This window comes from Candidatus Binatia bacterium, from assembly GCA_026415395.1.
Taxonomy (GTDB): domain Bacteria; phylum Desulfobacterota; class Binatia; order HRBIN30; family HRBIN30; genus HRBIN30.
In genome coordinates, this window is sequence record JAOAHD010000002.1 from 54,511 (window position 1) to 72,126 (window position 17,616).

Annotated in this window: 12 protein-coding genes; 5 read left to right on the plus strand and 7 right to left on the minus strand. The window is 63.8% G+C overall.

The features are described from left to right. Positions 1–72 precede the first annotated feature (72 nt). Complete coding sequence (locus tag N3C12_00830) at positions 73–1,224, minus strand: galactose oxidase (GenBank protein MCX8070982.1); 1,152 nt, start codon at positions 1,222–1,224, stop codon at positions 73–75. Positions 1,225–1,542: 318 nt separating this feature from the next. Here N3C12_00830 and N3C12_00835 point away from each other — a divergent pair, with 318 nt between their 5' ends. The 5 genes from N3C12_00835 (at position 1,543) to N3C12_00855 (ending at position 10,973) form a co-directional block, all read left to right on the plus strand. Next, positions 1,543–1,728 (plus strand): DUF2892 domain-containing protein, encoded by a 186-nt coding sequence (locus N3C12_00835; protein MCX8070983.1) that lies wholly within the window; start codon positions 1,543–1,545, stop codon positions 1,726–1,728. Positions 1,729–1,736: 8 nt separating this feature from the next. After that, entirely contained in the window at positions 1,737–3,092 is a 1,356-nt protein-coding gene (locus N3C12_00840; GenBank protein ID MCX8070984.1) for a TolC family protein, read from the plus strand. After that, positions 3,089–4,174: an efflux RND transporter periplasmic adaptor subunit gene (locus N3C12_00845; protein MCX8070985.1), complete on the plus strand. Its 1,086-nt coding sequence runs from the start codon at positions 3,089–3,091 to the stop codon at positions 4,172–4,174. The genes N3C12_00840 and N3C12_00845 overlap by 4 nt, the downstream gene beginning before the upstream one ends. Positions 4,175–4,180: 6 nt before the next feature. Then, positions 4,181–7,480 (plus strand): efflux RND transporter permease subunit, encoded by a 3,300-nt coding sequence (locus tag N3C12_00850; GenBank protein ID MCX8070986.1) that lies wholly within the window; start codon positions 4,181–4,183, stop codon positions 7,478–7,480. Positions 7,481–7,973: 493 nt separating this feature from the next. Then, entirely contained in the window at positions 7,974–10,973 is a 3,000-nt protein-coding gene (locus tag N3C12_00855) for a fused MFS/spermidine synthase (GenBank protein MCX8070987.1), read from the plus strand. A 77-nt stretch (positions 10,974–11,050) separates the two neighbouring features. On the opposite strand, the gene N3C12_00860 is transcribed toward N3C12_00855, so the two are convergent. The 6 genes from N3C12_00860 to N3C12_00885 all read right to left on the minus strand — a co-directional run bounded on the left by N3C12_00860 (position 11,051) and on the right by N3C12_00885 (position 17,528). Further along, positions 11,051–12,052: a TIGR03619 family F420-dependent LLM class oxidoreductase gene (locus tag N3C12_00860; GenBank protein ID MCX8070988.1), complete on the minus strand. Its 1,002-nt coding sequence runs from the start codon at positions 12,050–12,052 to the stop codon at positions 11,051–11,053. 2 nt (positions 12,053–12,054) lie between these two features. Next, positions 12,055–13,221: an LLM class flavin-dependent oxidoreductase gene (locus N3C12_00865; GenBank protein MCX8070989.1), complete on the minus strand. Its 1,167-nt coding sequence runs from the start codon at positions 13,219–13,221 to the stop codon at positions 12,055–12,057. Between the two features lie 21 nt (positions 13,222–13,242). Continuing rightward, positions 13,243–14,715, minus strand: a complete 1,473-nt coding sequence (locus N3C12_00870) for a wax ester/triacylglycerol synthase family O-acyltransferase (protein MCX8070990.1) — start codon at positions 14,713–14,715, stop codon at positions 13,243–13,245. 25 nt (positions 14,716–14,740) lie between these two features. Beyond that, positions 14,741–15,466, minus strand: coding sequence for an alkylmercury lyase family protein (locus tag N3C12_00875; GenBank protein ID MCX8070991.1), 726 nt, complete (start codon positions 15,464–15,466; stop codon positions 14,741–14,743). 1,331 nt (positions 15,467–16,797) lie between these two features. Beyond that, a complete protein-coding gene (locus tag N3C12_00880) occupies positions 16,798–17,085 on the minus strand; it encodes a hypothetical protein (GenBank protein ID MCX8070992.1) in 288 nt (95 codons plus the stop codon). Between the two features lie 302 nt (positions 17,086–17,387). Continuing rightward, positions 17,388–17,528: a hypothetical protein gene (locus N3C12_00885; protein ID MCX8070993.1), complete on the minus strand. Its 141-nt coding sequence runs from the start codon at positions 17,526–17,528 to the stop codon at positions 17,388–17,390. Positions 17,529–17,616: the final 88 nt, after the last annotated feature.

Consider the following 17,616-nt stretch of genomic DNA (forward strand, 5'->3'; position numbering starts at 1 on the left):
GCGTTTATCCGGGCGGCGCAAGCTAAGGCAACGACGGCCATTGCCGCCTACGGATCGCGCAGCAGTGCACCGTCAGAACGCGATCCAGCGATCGTGCCAGGCGGTTTCGCCAAACCCGGCACGTACGGCTCCGCCCGGCAAGTAAATCGCTCCATCCACGGTGGCCGCTCCGAAACCGTGACGCGGCACGGGCATTGCCAGCTCCGACCACCATTGGTCGCTGGTGAAATCGTAAGCCTCGACGTGAGGAAATGTGCCGTTGGGAAAGCGCTGTTGGTCCACTTCGCCCCCGAACACCACCAGCCACGAGCCCACCACTGCGGCGGCCTGTCCGCTGCGCGCCGTCGGCATCGGGGCCAGCGCAAGCCAGCGATCGTTTTCCGCGTCGTAACGGTACAAGCCCGCAGAGTTGGCCAACCCAGAAGGATCGCGGCGACCGCCCACGGCATAGAGCTGGTGGTTCCACACGACTGCGGCGAGGTGATTGACCGCATCCGGAAGCGGGGCGGCTGTGCGCCAAACCAAAGTTTCGAGATCCAACACAGCGTGCTGTGTTGAGCTTGCCAAACCTTGCCCGCCGCCCACCACATGCAAGCACCTCCCGCGGACCGCTGCAGCCGCCGCGCCGACGGCAGTAGGAAGCTTGGGCAGCGGTTCCCACAGATCGCGTGTGGGGTCGTAGCGGAAAACATCATCGACCGGTCGAAAGCTTGCGCCCGCAAAACCACCGGCTGTAAACACATGGCTCTCACCCGCAGCCGCGGGCACGTGATGCAGCGCCCGCGGTAGCGGTGCCACCGCCCGCCACTCACCGCGAGAAACGTCGTAGGCCTCGACGGTGGCGACTCCGACTGCGCGGCTGGTGATTCCGCCGATGACGTATATGACGCCATCGAGGGCGGCGACCCCAACCTCCTGGCGCGGCCCGCCGGCGAGCGGCGCTTGAGGGTCCCACCGTGCGCGAATGCCGCGCGCACACAACGGCCTTTCGAGCGCCGAGTAGGCTACGGCCGCTAGCACATGCGCAGCACCGGCCCTTTCGTCAGCCGCCCCGCAAGCTGGAGCATGCCCGAACGCAGCTTCAACCGCGCGAGCGATTTCCTCAGCGTCCGTGCGGCCACTGCCGTCGCAGTCACCGGGGCAGAGCGCGACGGCTCGCGAACACCACGCACCACTGCCTCCCACTGCCAGTAGAAGCACGACCAGGCGAACGAGCGCAGGCATCGCCAGCATGGTGCTCCATCAATCGCATGAGTGCAACAATGAGCGTCGATGACTCTGCATGCCCCCTCCGAAATGGGCACCGAGCGGCCAACCGGCCTGCGGTCGTGGTGCCCGTAGCCGCGGTCATCGAGTTGGCGAACGGGTCCCTCAGTGCAGGCGAACGGCGGGGCTGATCCACGGCGCTGGCTCCGTTTGGCGTTCGGGCCAGGCAACATCGACCCGGCGGCGAACTGGGGGTCAGCAGCGTGGGAACCTTTTCCAGGTTGTTGGCTCCAATTGGTTGTGAGAAAGCGATTACAAGAGAGGAGGAAGACACGCATGACGACGGAAAGGGCCGTGCGGTTGCTCGCGGGAACGTTGGTCGGGATCAGTTTGCTTCTCGGCTACTTCGTGCATCCCGCCTGGTTCTTGTTGGCGGCGTTCGTTTCGCTGAACTTGGTCCAATCGTCGTTTACCGGCTTTTGCCCAGCAGAAAAGATCCTGCGCCGCCTGGGCACGAAATAGAGGCGACGATGCGCAGCGTGTCCGCTTGGATCGTACTCCTGGGCTTTGTGCTCGCGGGGAGGATCGGTGCGGAGGAACCGCCACAGCCGCCGCCTGCGGGCTGGTCGTTGCGCGAGGTGATTGCCTTGGCCGTGCAACGCAATCCCGATCTGGCGGGAGCACGAGCACGGGCGGAAGCGGCGCTGGCGCGCGTTGGCGAGGCGGAATCCGCGTTTTTCCCGCAACTGGGTGCGCGGATCACGTTTGCGCGCACCGACGATCCGTCGCGTGCCTTTGGCATGATCCTGTCGCAGCGGCGCTTCACGTTTAACACCAACTTCAATCGGCCGGGACCGACGCAAGACGTGCGCCCTGAGGTGCTTGCTGCTGTCCCGCTGTTTCACGGCGGGCAGGACTACTTCCGGCGGCAAGCAGCCCAGGCCGGGGCACGGGCGGCACGAGCCGAAGAGGTCGCGAGCCGCAACGCCGTCATCGACGCCGCTGCCCAAGCATACTACGCATTGCTGGCTGCACCGGAGCAGGTTGCGGTGATGCAGGCTTCTCTTTCTGCGGTGCGAAGCGCGCTAGAGAACGCCCGGGCACGCTTTGCTGCGGGCGCGGCGCTGAAATCAGACGTGCTGTCCTTAGAAGCTCGCCTCCAGGCAACGGAGGCTGCCGCCGTGCGGGCCCGCAATGCTGTGGAGCTTGCCCGCTCGGCATTGCGGCTGGTGTTGGCTCTACCGGCAACGGAAGAGGTTGCCGTCAGCCCGGCAGCCGAGGTCGGGCCGACGCTGCCAGCAAGCTTTTCCGATGCCCTGGCGCGGGCCCGCACCCAACGCGCCGAGCTGGTTGCGATGCGGGAACTTGTGGCGGCACGGGAGGCGGAAGTGGCTGCTGAGCGCGCAGCATTTTTGCCGCGGGTGGACCTCATCGGTTCCTACGGCCAAAACGCCACGGATCTGCGTTTATCGTCGAGCCGCGACAACTGGTTCTTCGGCGCAACGGCGGAAGTGGATCTATTCTCCGGCTTCCGCACCCTCCAGCGCTTGCGGGCCGCAGAGCACAACCTCGAAGAAGCCCGTCAGCTCGAGGCCAAAACCCAAGCGGTGATCGAACACGAGGTGCGCGTCGCCTTCTCGAACTGGGAAGAAGCGCGGCAACGGCTGGAGGCTTCGGAAGCAGCGGTCGCTGCTGCCGAAGAGGCGTTGCGGCTGGTGACCGAGCAATACCGTGCCGGTACCGTCATTGTTACCCGCTATCTCGAGGCCGAAGCTGCCCGTACCGAGGCGCGTTCGCAGGCGGTGGCGGCGCGCTACGAGCTTAACCGCAGTGCCGCCACATTGCGCAAAGCGATGGGCAGTTGGGAGGAGGAGATGGAACCATGAGTGCAGAGCATACCCGTTGGGTGTCGCCGCGCTTGCTCGGCGCGGTCGGGTCGATCGTCGGCTTGGCTGTGTTGCTCTTGTATCTCTCCGGGGCCATTGGCGGTCACAAAGTGGAACCCGGCACCCGACCGCTTCCCCCGGCGGTGCTCGAAGGTACCGATTCCGTGGTGACGGTGCGGGAAGTCCCCGACATCATCGATTGGCCCGGCGCGGTGCGCTCCCGGCTCGTCGCCAACGTGGCGCCGCGCGTGCTTGCCCGTGTGGCGGAAGTTCACGTGCGCATGGGATCTCCGGTCAAAGTTGGCGAGCCGCTCGTGACCCTCGATGCTGCCGAGCTGGCTGCCAAACGGGAGCAGGCCCGCGCAGCACTCGCGGCGGCAGAGGCAGAGGCGCAACATGCGGCGCAAGAGGAGCGCAGGGTGCGCGGACTTTTCGAGCAGAACGCGGCCACTAAGCAAGACCTCGATGCCATCATTGCTCGCAGTCGGGCCGCATCCGCTGCTCTGCAGCGCGCTCGCGACGCTCTAGCGGAAGCCGAGGTGGCCGTGAGCGAAACCGTGTTGCGCGCACCGTTTGACGGGGTCATTGCCTCCCGCTGGGCAGATCCCGGTGATCTGGCGGTGCCGGGGCAACCGCTGGTGGTCGTGCACGACCCTGCCACGCTGCGCTTCGAAGCCGCCATTGGCGAGTCTTGCAGTGCGGCGCTGGCCCTCGGGGCAACGCTGCGCGTGCGCTTAGACCAACCGGCTGAGGAGCTACTTGCGCGCCTCGAAGAGATTTCGCCGCAAGCCGAACCCACCACGCGCACGGTGCGGGTGAAGCTTGGCCTGCCCGAGGCTCCCGAGGTTCGTCCCGGCGCCTACGGTGTGGTGCGCGTGCCCTGCGGGCAACACCAGGCCGCACTCGTGCCCATCGCCGCGCTCCAGCGGCGCGGGCAGCTCGAATTCGTGTACGTACGAACCGACGGCGGTGTCGTCATGCGGCAAGTTCGCTCCGGGAAAACTTACGGGGACCAAGTTGAAATTCTTTCCGGCGTGGCGCGCGGAGAGCGCGTGGTGATCCCGCGCAAGGCCCAGGGGTGAGGGAAGATGAGTGCAGGCAGAAGTGAAGCCCGGCGCCGACTGACCTCGCGCATCGTCGAGAAGTTTCTCACCTCGCAACTTTCCCTTTTACTGCTCCTCGCCTCGTTTCTCGCCGGGGCCGCGGCGTTGTACCTCACGCCGCGCGAGGAAGAGCCGCAAATCGTCGTGCCCTTTGCCGATGTGTTCGTGCGGTTTCCGGGGGCTACCGCGGAAGAAACGGAAAAACTCGTGGCCACACCGCTCGAGGCTAAGCTGTGGGAAATCGACGGGGTGGAATACGTGTACTCCATGTCACGTCCGGGCGAAGCGGTCGCGACGGTGCGTTTCTACGTCGGCGAAGACCGCGAACGCAGCCTGGTGAAAGTTTGGAACAAACTCATGTCGAACCAGGACGCGATGCCGCCCGGAGTGACCAGTTGGATCGTCAAGCCGGTGGAAATCGACGACGTGCCCATCGTGCTGTTTACCCTGTGGTCGCCAGGCAATCGCGGGGACTCCTCCGACTTGCGGCGCGTGGCGGACGAGCTGCTGAACAAACTCAACCGGATTCCAAACACAGGGAAGAGCTGGGTTGTGGGCGGCGAGCCCCGGCAGATTTCGGTCTATATCGATCCGAGCAAGCTCGCTGCCCGCGGCCTCTCGCTGCTGGAAGTCGTGCGCAGCTTGCAGGCTGGCAACATCAACGTGCACGCAGGGGCGTTCGAGCGGGGCGGGCGCGAAGTACTGCTCGAGGTGGGCCCGTTTTTCCGTTCGGCAGCCGAAGTCGAGAATGCTGTGATCGCTGCCCCGAACGGGCAGGCGGTATATTTGCGGGACGTGGCCCGCGTGGTCGATGGCCCACGGGAAGTGGAGAGTGCAACGCGCATTGGCTTTGGCCCTGCCGCAGCCAAGGCCCACACTCTGTGGTGGCCTCCTGGTTTCGAGAATGCCGCGCACGATCCGCAGCGGCTGTGCCCGGCCGAACAAGGGCGCGAGTGCGCGGCTGTCACCATCGCGGTGGCCAAGCGGAAGGGCACCAACGCGGTGTGGGTGGCCGAGGCTTTGATAGAGGCCGTCAAGCAGCAGCGGGGCGTGGTCATCCCCGACGATGTCGCGGTGACCGTGACGCGCAACTACGGGGAGACTGCCAACCACAAGGTCAACGAGCTGGTCAAACACCTAGCCATTGCTGTCGCCACGATTCTGGTGCTCCTAGCCATCGCCCTCGGCCCCAAGGAATCGTTCATCGTCGCGCTGGCCGTGCCGATGACCTTGGCGATCACGCTGCTCCTCGACTTGATTTTCGGATACACGATCAATCGCGTCACGCTCTTCGCATTGATCTTGTCGCTCGGGCTTTTGGTCGACGATCCGATCGTGGACGTGGAAAACATCTTCCGCCACTTCCAGTTGCGCCGCGAGCCTCCGCTGGAAGCGACGCTGACTGCGGTCGACGAGGTTCGCCCGCCGGTCATTCTCGCCACGTTTACGGTTATCGTGTCGTTTCTTCCGATGTTTTTTATTACCGGCATGATGGGGCCGTACATGGCGCCGATGGCATTCAACGTGCCCGTGGCCATGCTGGTGTCGCTCTTGGTGGCGTTCACCGTGACCCCGTGGGCGAGTTACCACTTGCTCAAAAGCGAATACGGCAAGGAGCACGAGCCGTTCGACATTACGCGCACCGCAGTCTACCGCGGGTACCGGCGGCTGCTTCTGCCGCTGCTCGAAGTGCGACGCTACGGCACCTGGTTCCTCTGGCTCGTGGTCGCTGCCTTCGTCGGCTCCGCGTTATTGGCGGTGACGCGGGCGGTGCCGCTGAAGATGCTGCCGTTCGATAACAAGAACGAGCTTGCTCTCGTGATCGACATGCCGCGCGGGAGCACCCTGGAGGAAACCGATGCCGTGGCACGCGCCCTGGGCGCGTATTTGGCCACAGTCGCAGAGGTGACGGATTACACCACTTACGTCGGTGTTCCGGCGCCCATGGACTTCAACGGGATGGTGCGACACTATTACCTGCGGTACGGGTCACACCTAGGGGAAATCCGCATCTCGTTGCTGCCGAAAGAGGAACGCGCACAGCAATCGCACGCGATTGCATTGCGCATTCGTCCGGACGTGGAGAGGATCGCCCGCGCCCACGGTGCCAATGTGAAGATCGTTGAAGTACCCCCTGGCCCACCGGTGATTTCCACATTGGTGGCAGAGGTTTATGGCCCGCTGGAAGCGAGCAACGAGGAGCTGGTCGCCGTAGCTAAACAGGTGCGCGGGCAAATGGAGCGCACCGAAGGGGTGGTCGACGTCGACGACTTCGCGGAAGCCGAGCATGAAAAGGTTGTGCTCCACATCGACCGGGAAAAGGCGGCAACCACGGGCGTGGCCCTTGCCGATGTCGCCCACACGCTCGATGCGGCAGTGCGCGGGCTCGGCATCGGCCGCGTGCAACTTCCGAGCGAACGGCTGCCGCTCGTGCTCGAGGTCCGCTTGCCGCGCCCGCTGCGTACTTCGTTGCCCGACCTGCTGGCTGTGCAAGTGCGCAGCCAAAGCGGCCAATTGGTGCCCCTCGGCGAGGTCGTGCGCGTGCGTGAAGGCCAGGGAGAGCGGACCATTTTCCATAAAAACCTCCGCCCAGTGCAGTATGTTATTGCGGAAACGGCCGGGCGCAGCCCGGTGGAGGCCGTCTTCGACTTGCAACGTTGGCTGCGCACGAATCCCCTTCCGGCAGGCTTCCGTGTCGATCTCGCGGGAGAGGGAGAATGGAAAATCACGGTGGATGTATTCCGCGACCTCGGCATCGCCTTCGGCGCGGCTTTGGTCATGATTTACGTCCTGCTCGTGGCACAAACCCAGTCGCTGTTCCTGCCGTTGATCATCATGATTGCAATTCCGCTCACGATCATCGGCATCATGCCTGGCTTTTGGTTACTCAACGTGCTGTTTACGGAACCGGTTGGCCAATACCCTGACCCGATCTTTTTCACAGCCACGGGCATGATCGGCATGATCGCCCTTGCCGGCATCGTGGTGCGCAATTCGATCATCCTCATCGACTTCATCGAGCTCATCCAGCAGCGCGACCCCGAGCGCCCGCTCAGCGAGGTGATTGTCGAAGCGGGCGCCACCCGTTTTCGGCCGATTTTCCTCACTGCGGGCGCCGCCATGTTCGGCTCGGTGGTGATCACGCTGGATCCGATTTTTTCCGGATTGGCGTGGAGTTTCATTTTCGGCATTTTTGCCTCCACGACGTTCACCTTGGTGGTGGTCCCGTTGGTCTATTACCGACTGTATCGCGGCCGCGGACGAGAGGTGGCCGTCCCCGGATGATCGTAGGGGCTACCGCCGGTCGCCCCTGCGCGTTGCGTATCGATCGAAAGATGCCGTCGGGCCGTGGTAGCGTTGTGCCACGACGGCAGCGCGGGCGACGTATGCGTCGCCCCTACGATGGCGTTGGTGCAGGGTGCCAAGGTGGCCACACGCGCGGCAGCGGTCGCGACAGGGTCCGCCAAGGCACGCGTTCCGCATGCCCCATCTGCCATTCGCTCTTTCTCCCGCCACTCGCCGCTTGCTGATCCATTCGCCATTCACTGGCCACACCGTCCCCGCCCCACGGGCGACGCATGCGTCGCCCCTACGGGGGTGTTGGTGCAGGGTGGCCAGGTGCATGGCGCGCGTTCCCGGTCCGCCGTTCACCATTTGCTATCCGCTATTCGCTCTTTCTCACGCCACTCGCCACTCGCTTCTCGCTTGCGAAGCGGAACGCTCTGGCAAAAGGGCCAGTGCCGCTTGTATGGTGCGAGGGTCGAGGGTCGCGGTGTTCATGCGTGTCGCCATCATTACGCTGTTGTTCTTTTTGTCGGGTTTCACCGGGCTCGTCTACGAAGTGATTTGGTCCCGTTACCTCGCGCTCTTGCTCGGCAGCACGGCGCATGCCCAAGTTGGGGTGCTCGCCGTGTTCATGGGTGGATTGGCGGTGGGCAGTGCGCTGTGGGGTGCGGCGGCCGATCGCAGCGCTCGGCCGCTTCGCCTCTATGGCCTTCTCGAAATTGTCGTTGCGGTGGGCACCGCTGCCTTTGCGCTCGGTTTTCCCCTTTGGAGCAACGCCTACTGGTGGCTACTCGGCGTCGTGCCCCCGCCGCATCCTGGGTCAAAGGTCGTTCAAGCCGGGCTTTGTGTCGTCGCCATGGTGCTGCCCACGATTTGTATGGGTGGCACCCTGCCGGTGTTGGTGCGTGCGCTCAGGTTGAGCCGCGAGGGATTCGGCCGGGGGGTGGCGTGGTTGTATGCTGTCAATAGTCTCGGGGCGGCAAGCGGAGCGGCAGCGGCGGGTTTCATTTTGGTGCCCGGTTGGGGTCTGGATGCTCCGTTCCTCGCCGCGGCGGCGTTGAATCTTGCCGTGGGAGCGGCGGCCTTGGTGCTGGACCACGCGCTTCGGGCATCGGCGTTGCCTGACCAAGTTGGCGACGGTCGAGGCCCGTTTGGCGAGGCAACAGCGATTCGAGGCTACCGCTGGCTGATTCCGCTAGCGGCCGCGGCATCGGGCGCCGTTGCCATGATGTACGAAGTAGTGTGGATCCGCTTGTGCGGGCTGGTGACGGGCTCCTCCACGTACGCCTTTTCCATCATGCTGACAGCGTTCATTCTCGGCATCGCCAGTGGGGGGCTAGTGTACAGCCTGTGGGAGCCGGCGCGGCGTCGGCCGCTCCGGTTCTTTTTGATCGCCTCGCTCGCAAGTGTTGCCGTGCTGCTCGCCTGTTTGCCGTTTTACGAGCGGCTTCCGTACCTGTCCGCGCGCCTGCTGTGGTTCGTACGCCAGTCGGGCTGGGGTTTTGGGGCGTATCAGCTTGCCGTCCTCGGTTTTTGGGTTGCCGTGATGTTTCCGCTCACCTTTACGAGTGGGCTTACCTTCCCGGCGCTCGCGCATGCGGCCGCGCAAGTGATTTCTGGGCGTGGTCGTCCGGTGGGCGCCGTGCTTGCGGCGAACACGTTGGGAACGATTGCGGGTACGGTGGGTGCTGGGCTTTTCTTGCTACCGTGGCTATCGCTGCGCGGTACGTTTCTCGCTGCGGCCGGGATGACGCTTGCTGTCGTGAGTGCCCTCATCGTGGCGGATCGCCACGCGAGTGTGCGACAAAGGGCGCAGGTCGTGGTGGCGCTGGCGGCGGTGTTCGGCCTCTACGTGTTCTTGCTTCCTCACTGGGACCTGCGCTTGCTCGTTGCCGGAGAATTCCGCCGGCACGAGGGGATCGGGCCGGATTTGAGCTTTGGCGACTACAAGGCTGGCTTCGCGCAAGAGCTCGTGTATTACCGCGACGGTGCCACGGCTACCGTGAGTGTGGAAACCACCGCCGACGATGTGATCTTGCGCGTCAACGGCAAGTCGGATGCCTCGGCCGTCGGTGATCGCGAGACACAACTCCTGGTGGGGCACTTGGGGCCCTTGATTCTCGGCGATCCCGAGCGGGTTTTGGTGATCGGCTATGGCAGTGGCATGACCTTGGGGGCGATTGCGCGGCACCCCGTGCAGGCGATTGACGTCGTGGAAATCACCCCGGAAGTGATCGAGGCCGCCGAGTTTTTTCGCCCTTGGGTGAATTCGGTGCGCGGGGACAGCCGCGTGCACGTGCACGTGGAAGACGCGCGCACGTTCTTGTTTCGCACCCCGCACCGTTACGACCTGATCGTGAGCGAACCCTCGAACCCCTGGGTGTCGGGGGTGAGCAACCTGTTCAGCCGGGAGTTCTTCACGCAAGCGCGAAAGCGGCTGTCGCCGCGCGGCATGTTGGTCCAGTGGTTCCATACGTACGAGACGAGCGATGACGTGGTAAGCATGATCTTACGCACTGCTGCAGAGCAATTTCCCGATGTGCGGCTCTTTCAGTGCAACCATGCGGACTTTGTCCTGGTGGCCTCCCGAGGGCCGCGCACGCTCGACCCCGAAGCCACTCGCGCCGCCTTTGCGCACGCCTCGGATTTGCGTGCGATCGGGCTGACGCAATGGGAAAGCGTCTTTGCATTGGAAATCGCCGGGCCTAGCGGTGTGCGTGCGTTGGCGGGGCAAGGGCCGGTGCACACCGACCGCCGACCTCTGCTCGAGTTCCAGGCAGCGCGCGAATTTTATAAAGGCTCGCAAGCCTCGATGATCCAGGAGGCGCGTTTGCAGGGCAACGATGAACTCCTGCTCCGTGCCCGTGACATTCCGGTGGCGGCATTGCGAGAGTGGGGCCGCTACCAACAGCGGCTTGCGGGGCTGAACCAACTCAGCAGCTTGCGCCTCCTCCTTGCGTGGTTGGAGCAGGATCCCCTGGACCCGGTGCTTCACGAAGTGGGCGGAGAGTTTCTCAGGGCCTATCCGCGAGACCTCTTCGTGATGCGGGAATTCACTGCGGTCGCGGGCGCGGGAGGGCCGCAGCGTGGCGAACGGTTGCGGGGTTTGTTCGCAATTCTGCGCTCGGGTCCGCAACCCATTAACGAGCGCTTCTTGGCCTTGTTGAGACCGCTCGCGCTCGATTCGCAAACCTCGCGGCGTGATGCTGAGTTGGAACTCCAACTAGCGGAACTGTACGTGGCAGCGCACGCCTTTGCAGACGCGCTCGACGTGCTCGACTCCAGCGAGGGGATGCGGGTCATGGCCGCCAACGACGAGTGGACGCGTCGCGCCTGCATCCGTGCGGCTGCGCTCGAGGGCTTGCAGAGATGGAAGGAGGCGTTGGTCGCGTTAGAGCGCTGTACACCGGGCGACCCCGCTCAGCGGCAACGAGTGGAAACACAGCGCCGCGCTCTGCAAGCAAGGGTGGGCACCGGAGGCAACTCCCGGTAGGCGCGCGCCGAGCGCTAGGCTCTTTGCGCCTGCGTCCAATGGTTGCGTGGTCGCGCGCTGTTCCCCCGGCGGGGAAATCAGCGTTTGGCCGGGTCGCACTCGCTCGCTGTTTCCAGCAGGGGTAGGACCTCGGATCCAAAGCGCTCGATTTGTTCCACCAGTTCCGCGCACGACCGGCTACGGAAACGCACGCCGATGTGTTGCACGCCCAAGGCACCGAGGCGGCGTATAAGCGCTGCAATTTGCTCGGGCGAGCCGCTGGTGCAGTGCGGTGCCAGCTCGGGGGGCGGCTCTCCCACGTATAACCAAGGTGAGTTGATGCCCACTTCCAGCGGCTCGTTGCCACGCGCCCGTTGACGCTCCCGGCGCAAGTACTCGAGCGCAGCTTCCATGCCTATGGCCGGCACGCCTTGCGGCAACCACCCATCCCCGAGCCGTGCAGCGCGGCGGAGCGCACCGGGTGTCGAGCCGCCCACCCAAATCGGAGGGCGTGGTCGCTGAACGGGCCGCGGCCGAATGCCCAAGTCGGCAAACCGCCAGTAGGTTCCTTGGTGGGTGGGAAATTCCTCCGTCAATGCTGCCTGCAGCGCAACGATGGCTTCGTCGAGCAAGCGGCCTCGGCTGGCAAAATCCACCCCTAAGGCGGCGAATTCGCCTTGCAGGTGCCCGGCGCCCACGCCGATGATCAAGCGTCCGCCGGATAGCGCATCGAGGGTACACAGAGCCTTGGCGGCAACGAGCGGGTGCCGGTAAGGCAGAACTAGCACGTACGACAACAAGCGGATGCGTTCGGTGCACGCTGCGAGGAAGCCCAAAGTAGAGAAAATGTCGTACCAAACTGTCGACATCGCTTCGGCTTGTGCACGAGGGATGGCGATGTGGTCGCACACCGCCAGATAGAAAAAACCAGCTCGGTCGCAGGCCTGCGCGATGCGGCGAATCTCGTCGCGGCCGGCGCCAGCTTCCCAAGGCTGAGCGAACACGCGGCTTTGTGCCACAATTGGGAGTTGCATGCCGCAAACCAGGCGGCCCGGGGGGCAAATTTGCACGGCACCGCTGGCTGGGGAACCGCCGGTCATGGTCAACTCCGCACTGCGGGCTGCGCTCCTTCGGCGGAAGGCGTACGGCCGAGGGCAGCCAAGCGATAGCGCGTGGTGCTGTGGATCGGATCTTTGTCGAAGCGGGGAATGACGTACTTACCGAACAGCTCCACGGAGCGCTTGGCCACCCACTGGGGCTGGGTGGATGCCAAGATGCCGAAGATAATTTGGTCGCACCCGATGTCGACGTATTTTTGCACGGCCCGAGCACATTCCTCGGGATCGCCGACGATCCTTTGCCCGGTGCGGATGCGTTCTTCGAGTTGGTCGAGTGTCGGCTCGGGGATCACTTGCGGCCAGGGAGGAATTCCGGCCGGGCGGGGGAAGGTGTCCAAGTACCGGAACACCAAGCTCACGTGATACATGTTCCCCATGTTGCACGCGATGCGGCGCGCTTCTTGGCCGTCCTCCGCGCATACGAGTTGGGTGACGCAGGCCACGTTGTCGTTGACATAGTCGCCAATGGGCTCGGCGTTGCGAATGGTTTTTTTGTAGACCCGAATGAGCGGCTCAAAATCCTTGGGTGAGCCCAAGCTGAAGCAAAGCGCCCCGACGCCCAAGCGCGCTGCCTTTTCAAAGGTGGAGGGGTTCCCGCACGCCATCCACAGCGGCGGGTGCGGCTTGCTGTACGGCTTGGGGAGTACGTTGCGTTCCGGCATGGAGAAATACTTCCCGGTGAAGCTGTAGCGTGTCTCCTTCCACATCCTCAGTATTTGTGGAAATGCTTCGTCGAACATTTCGCGGGTTGTATCGCTGTCCGGAATTCCAAAGCCTTTGAATTCCGTGCTCGACGAGCCCCGGCCGGTGCCGAACTCGAAGCGGCCCTCGCTCAAGTGATCCAGCATCGCCACCCGCTCTGCTATGCGGGCCGGATGGTTGACGGGAGGGGTGATGTTGAAAATGGCTGAGCCGACGTGGATGCGCTCGGTGCGTGCCGCAATGTACGGGAGAAATACCTCCGAAGCGCTGATGTGCGAATATTCTTCCAGGAAGTGGTGCTCGACCGACCAGACGTACTTGAAGCCGTTGCGGTCGCAATGCACCGCGAGATCGAGCTCTCGCAGAAGCCGTTCATGTTCGGCTCCTTCCGGATTGGCTTCCATTTCGTGCCGTGGAACGTGCGCTTGAACAAACAGCCCAAATTCCATCCCAGTCCTCCTTCCCTTCACTCACTTGCGGATGTTCGCACGCGTCGGCCGTGAGCGCCGAAGGGGTGTGCGCCGTTCGCGCTCGGCGCGTGCCTCTTGCATGTGCTGCAATTCACCGAATGCTGCCTGTAGGTCGGCGGCAAAGTCGTGCGCGTCGGGCACCAAGTCGTAATCGGCATTCACGCCGAACAACAGGCGGCCGTCGTAGCTAAAGATGGCGACGCCGAGCCCTTGGTAATCGAACAAGGGCACGGTTGGATACCCGCGGAGCAGGCGCGAGCCGAGGAGGTAGAGCGGAAACTGCGGTCCGGGCACATTCGTGACGATCAAATTGAAGGGCGACATCCGCATCGCCACCCGCACACCGAGAGTGAGCACGGGGTTCATCACATCCGCGATGCGGGTGAACACTTCGAGCGCGCGCTCTTCGCCTGTGTGTTTACGGCGCTCGGTTTCGGCCACGAGTGTGCGGTAGCGGGCCAGCGGATGAGGCTCTGCGACGGGTAAAGAGAGGAGCCACGCGGACACGCGATTGCCCGGCCCTGGGTGATCCTCCGCTCGCCGCAAACTCACCGGCACGACGGCGCGAAAGTCCAACCCGTCGAGGCTGACCATTTTTCGTAACAGATAGCGGCGCACGGCTCCGGTTACGGTGGCGAGCACGACGTCGTTGACCGTGCCGCCCCATCGGTTCTTGATTTCCTTGGCTGCAGCCAGCGGGAGCTCTTGCCAGTCGAAGCGCCGGAAGGGGCCGATGGGCTGGTTCAACGGTGTCGGGCTCGGGAAGCGCAAGCCCGAGCGGATGAACGACCAGCTCCGATCCATTGCTTGCGTTGCCTGCTGGAGCGCCGCTTGCGGGTTCTCCAACGCCGCACGCGCCGCGCGCCACAGTTGGACTGGCAAGGACATTCGCTCCAGTGCCTTGTCGCGGAGAAGCTGGGCACCTGAGGGTGCTGGCCGCGGGCGCCAAGGTGGGGGCGGTTCGAAGCGTTCGACCGGTGACGGTTGCAGGAGCGTGGCCATCAAGTCCACGCCGGAAACTCCGTCCACCACGGCGTGGTGTGTTTTCAACAGGATGGCAAAGCGGTCGTCCTGCAAACCTTCGATCACCCATGCTTCCCAAAGTGGCCGCCGCCGATCCAGGGGGATGGACATCAGCCGCCCAGCAAGCTGTTTCAGTTGCTGTTCGTCCCCGGGGCGCGGCAGCGCCGTGTGCCGCACGTGGTAGTCGAGATTGAAGCGATCGTCATCGATCCAAACTGGGCTTCCTTCCCACGGCACGAAAGCGAGCCGCTGCCGGTAGCGGGGGATGAGCGGCAATCGGGAGGCGATGTAGGCGCGGATGCGTTCGATATCGATGCCGCCGTCTGGTCGCACGAGGGAGCCAGCTTCGAACAGGGTGACGCCACCGAGGTGCATGTGGGTCGAACGCTTCTCGAACAGCAGAAACGATCGGTCAGCAGCACTCAGTGGTTCGTACCATGCTTGTGTCATCGTGCTCCTAGCCCCGCGCTGCGCGTTACTCCCCCCAGCCGCTGACATCGACCCCCAGAGATCGAATAAAATCGAGCACGCGGTCCGGGCGCAAATAATCCGGCGGCCGGTCGTACTGCCACATGCGCGACTTGCCGGTTGGCGTCACAAAGCGCAGCGCTTGCTCGAGGGAAAACAACACTCCCCGCCGGCAGATTGCCCGTTCGTAGGCTTCTGCGTGCTCGCGGCTGCACACGAAATTCATCGAATCGCACATGTGTACGATGTTGGTGGTGTTCCACTCCCGCGGGCTCGAACTCACGTGGATGGCCAACGATGCGGGTTCGTGGTTGAGGAGTTCGCCGTTGCGGCTCAGCAGGCGCACGGGGCCGAGGCACTGGGCGCAGTAGCCCTCGATCCGCACGTCTTGGTCGCGCAGCGGCGGCATCATCGACACGGCTAGCGATTCCATCGCACACCCGGCGTAGGCGAGGAAGCGGTTCCCCACGTGAATTTCTGCGGGAGTTGGGTAGCTGGAGAAGGGTGGGGCCTTGAGGATGTTGAGGTTTTGGGTGGTGAGATCGACCACGCACATGATGCCGAGGTCCAGCTCCTTGTACGCCTCGGCAATTTCGCGGCGCGAGAGCCCGGTGGCCTCGTGCACAGCGCGCAAGTTGGGCGCGCGCCCGTGAGTGCACCAGTACTCGTAAATAAACTGCCGCACTTTGAGCGCTGCATCGCTGAAGCGGAATTCGGGCACGTTTTGTGGCATGGGCCCCTTCCTAAACGAACGATTGTTCGTTGCCTACCCTGTTTTTGTGTTCGAGGCTAGTCCGTCATCGCCGGAGGCGCTGGAAGTGCACCGCCGGTGGAGACGGGGGATGAGGGTGTGGGACGCGGGTGGTGACGGAACCACGGGCGACGCATGCGTCGCCCCTACGGGTTGCGTCGTGGCAAAGATTCCCTCGCGGTGTGGTCACCGGCAAATGCATTGTAGGGGCAGGCCTTGTGCCTGCCCGTGGGGGTGGGGGGATCGGCCGTCGAGCAGGCAGCGGCGGCGCGATGGCTGGCAACGCGGGCAGCCACAAGGGCTGCTCCTACAATGGCGTTGGTGGCGCGTGCCAAGACGGCCACCCGCGGGGCAGCGGTGGCAACACCATCGCGAATCGACGTGTTCCGAATTCGCCATTCCCTTCCAGTCGCTGCTCGCTACTGGCCACTTGCGCCCCCTCACCCGCGGCTAACGCCGCACCCTCTCCCCCCTGCCGGGGGCGAGGGTTTGCGAATATCGCGCGGCGACTACACGGGCGGCAAACGTGCAGAGCCCAGCAAGAGAATCTCCCTCTCCCCCGCGAGGGGGAGAGGGAAACAGGGTAAGGGGGCGCTCCCGGACCACCGGGCACGCTGCTGGGCTGTGACACCGAAGGCGGCGACGCATACGTCGGCCCTACGATCGCGTTGCGGCAGGGCCGTAAGATGCATGGCGCGCGTTCCCGATTTCCGATTCGCCGTTCGCCTTTCACACCGCTCGCCACTCGCTGCTCGCTGATCCATTTGCTGGCCGCATCGGGCCCGCAGGCCTGGCGACGCATGCGTTGGCCCCCGTCCGGCTGACCATCAGACCGAACGGCCATTCCTCATTCGCTGTTTCATCGAGCGCTCCCGACTCGCCGCTCGCTGCTGATTTGCCATCCGCCCCTTGTGTGACCACTCGGTCGCTCCGGCGGCTGCCTCACGCACCCTGCGCTGCATCAGCAGTGGCGACCCGCCCCGCAAAGCTTGTGACCTCCGCACACGCTTCTGGGGCGACGATTGCTCAAAGGGGGGCGCCGCGGATCAGGGCGTAGCAGGCGGCTTGCTCGGGCTCTGTTGTGCCGGGAGCTAGAGGCTCGCGATCACCTTCTCCCAGGTGGCAACAACTTGCTTGTAACGGGGATGGGGCGCACCGATGTGGAGATGGAACCCGTACTGCTGGTGCGCATCCGACCAGCAGGCATGGTGTTCCACAACGCCAGCTTCCGCTCGCCACACGGTGACGAAATTACACCCCCCGATGCTCTTTTCGTTCCAATGCTTCCATTGCGTACCCGTTCGCGTCCACTTCTACAGCAAATCGCGGCACGAACGATCGAACTCTTGGATTTTCAACCAAATGGCTGCAACTCCCTCATCGATGATGGTTCTCGGGTTGGTCGTGCGGGGGTCATCCAAGGGCACGTCGATAATCGAGAAGTCCCCGCATCCCTCGGACGAATCCGGCTTGAGGTACCAATCGTCCGGGTACCACACCCGGTATCCTCGGCATGGGTGTATAAACCACGCAGCGGCTGCGCTTCCCGCGCTTAGCACGCACAACATTGTCCCGCCCACGATCCTTGCCCACGAAGACATGATCGATCCTCCTTCGTGTCCGAGCAGGATGCCTGAGTTGCCTCCGGCAGGAAAACCGATGCCCATTTCGTTGACATGGACCACCAGCCGGGCGACGGCGACTTCGTCCAGGACAATCCAGCGGTTTTGGTGTCGAAAGAAAATCCGGAGGAGAACATCGTCTGCCGAACGGCGAATTCAGCGCCCGTCTCAGAGTGTCGATACCGTCAAAAATCGTCGGAAGGCCATCATGGTCATTGGGGCGCGACGAACTTAATCGAGAACAGACCGGCGCGTGCCCAACGTCCGATAACCTCTGCTGCTCATTTTGCCCCTCCCGCGAATTGCAAGCTGTCGTAAGTCTGCGCCATGAGCTGCAGCAGTTGCTCCAAGTTCACGCCTAGTCCGCCGCCGGCCAGCCTCACCACAAAGCGCCACTCCCCCAGCTCCTTGCAGGCAAACATGTAAAGCACCGGCCACTGCCAGTATGAGCTTGCCCACGTGTATATGACAGGAATTCCCGCCCTTTTCCCGGGTGCCTCGGCCTCATCC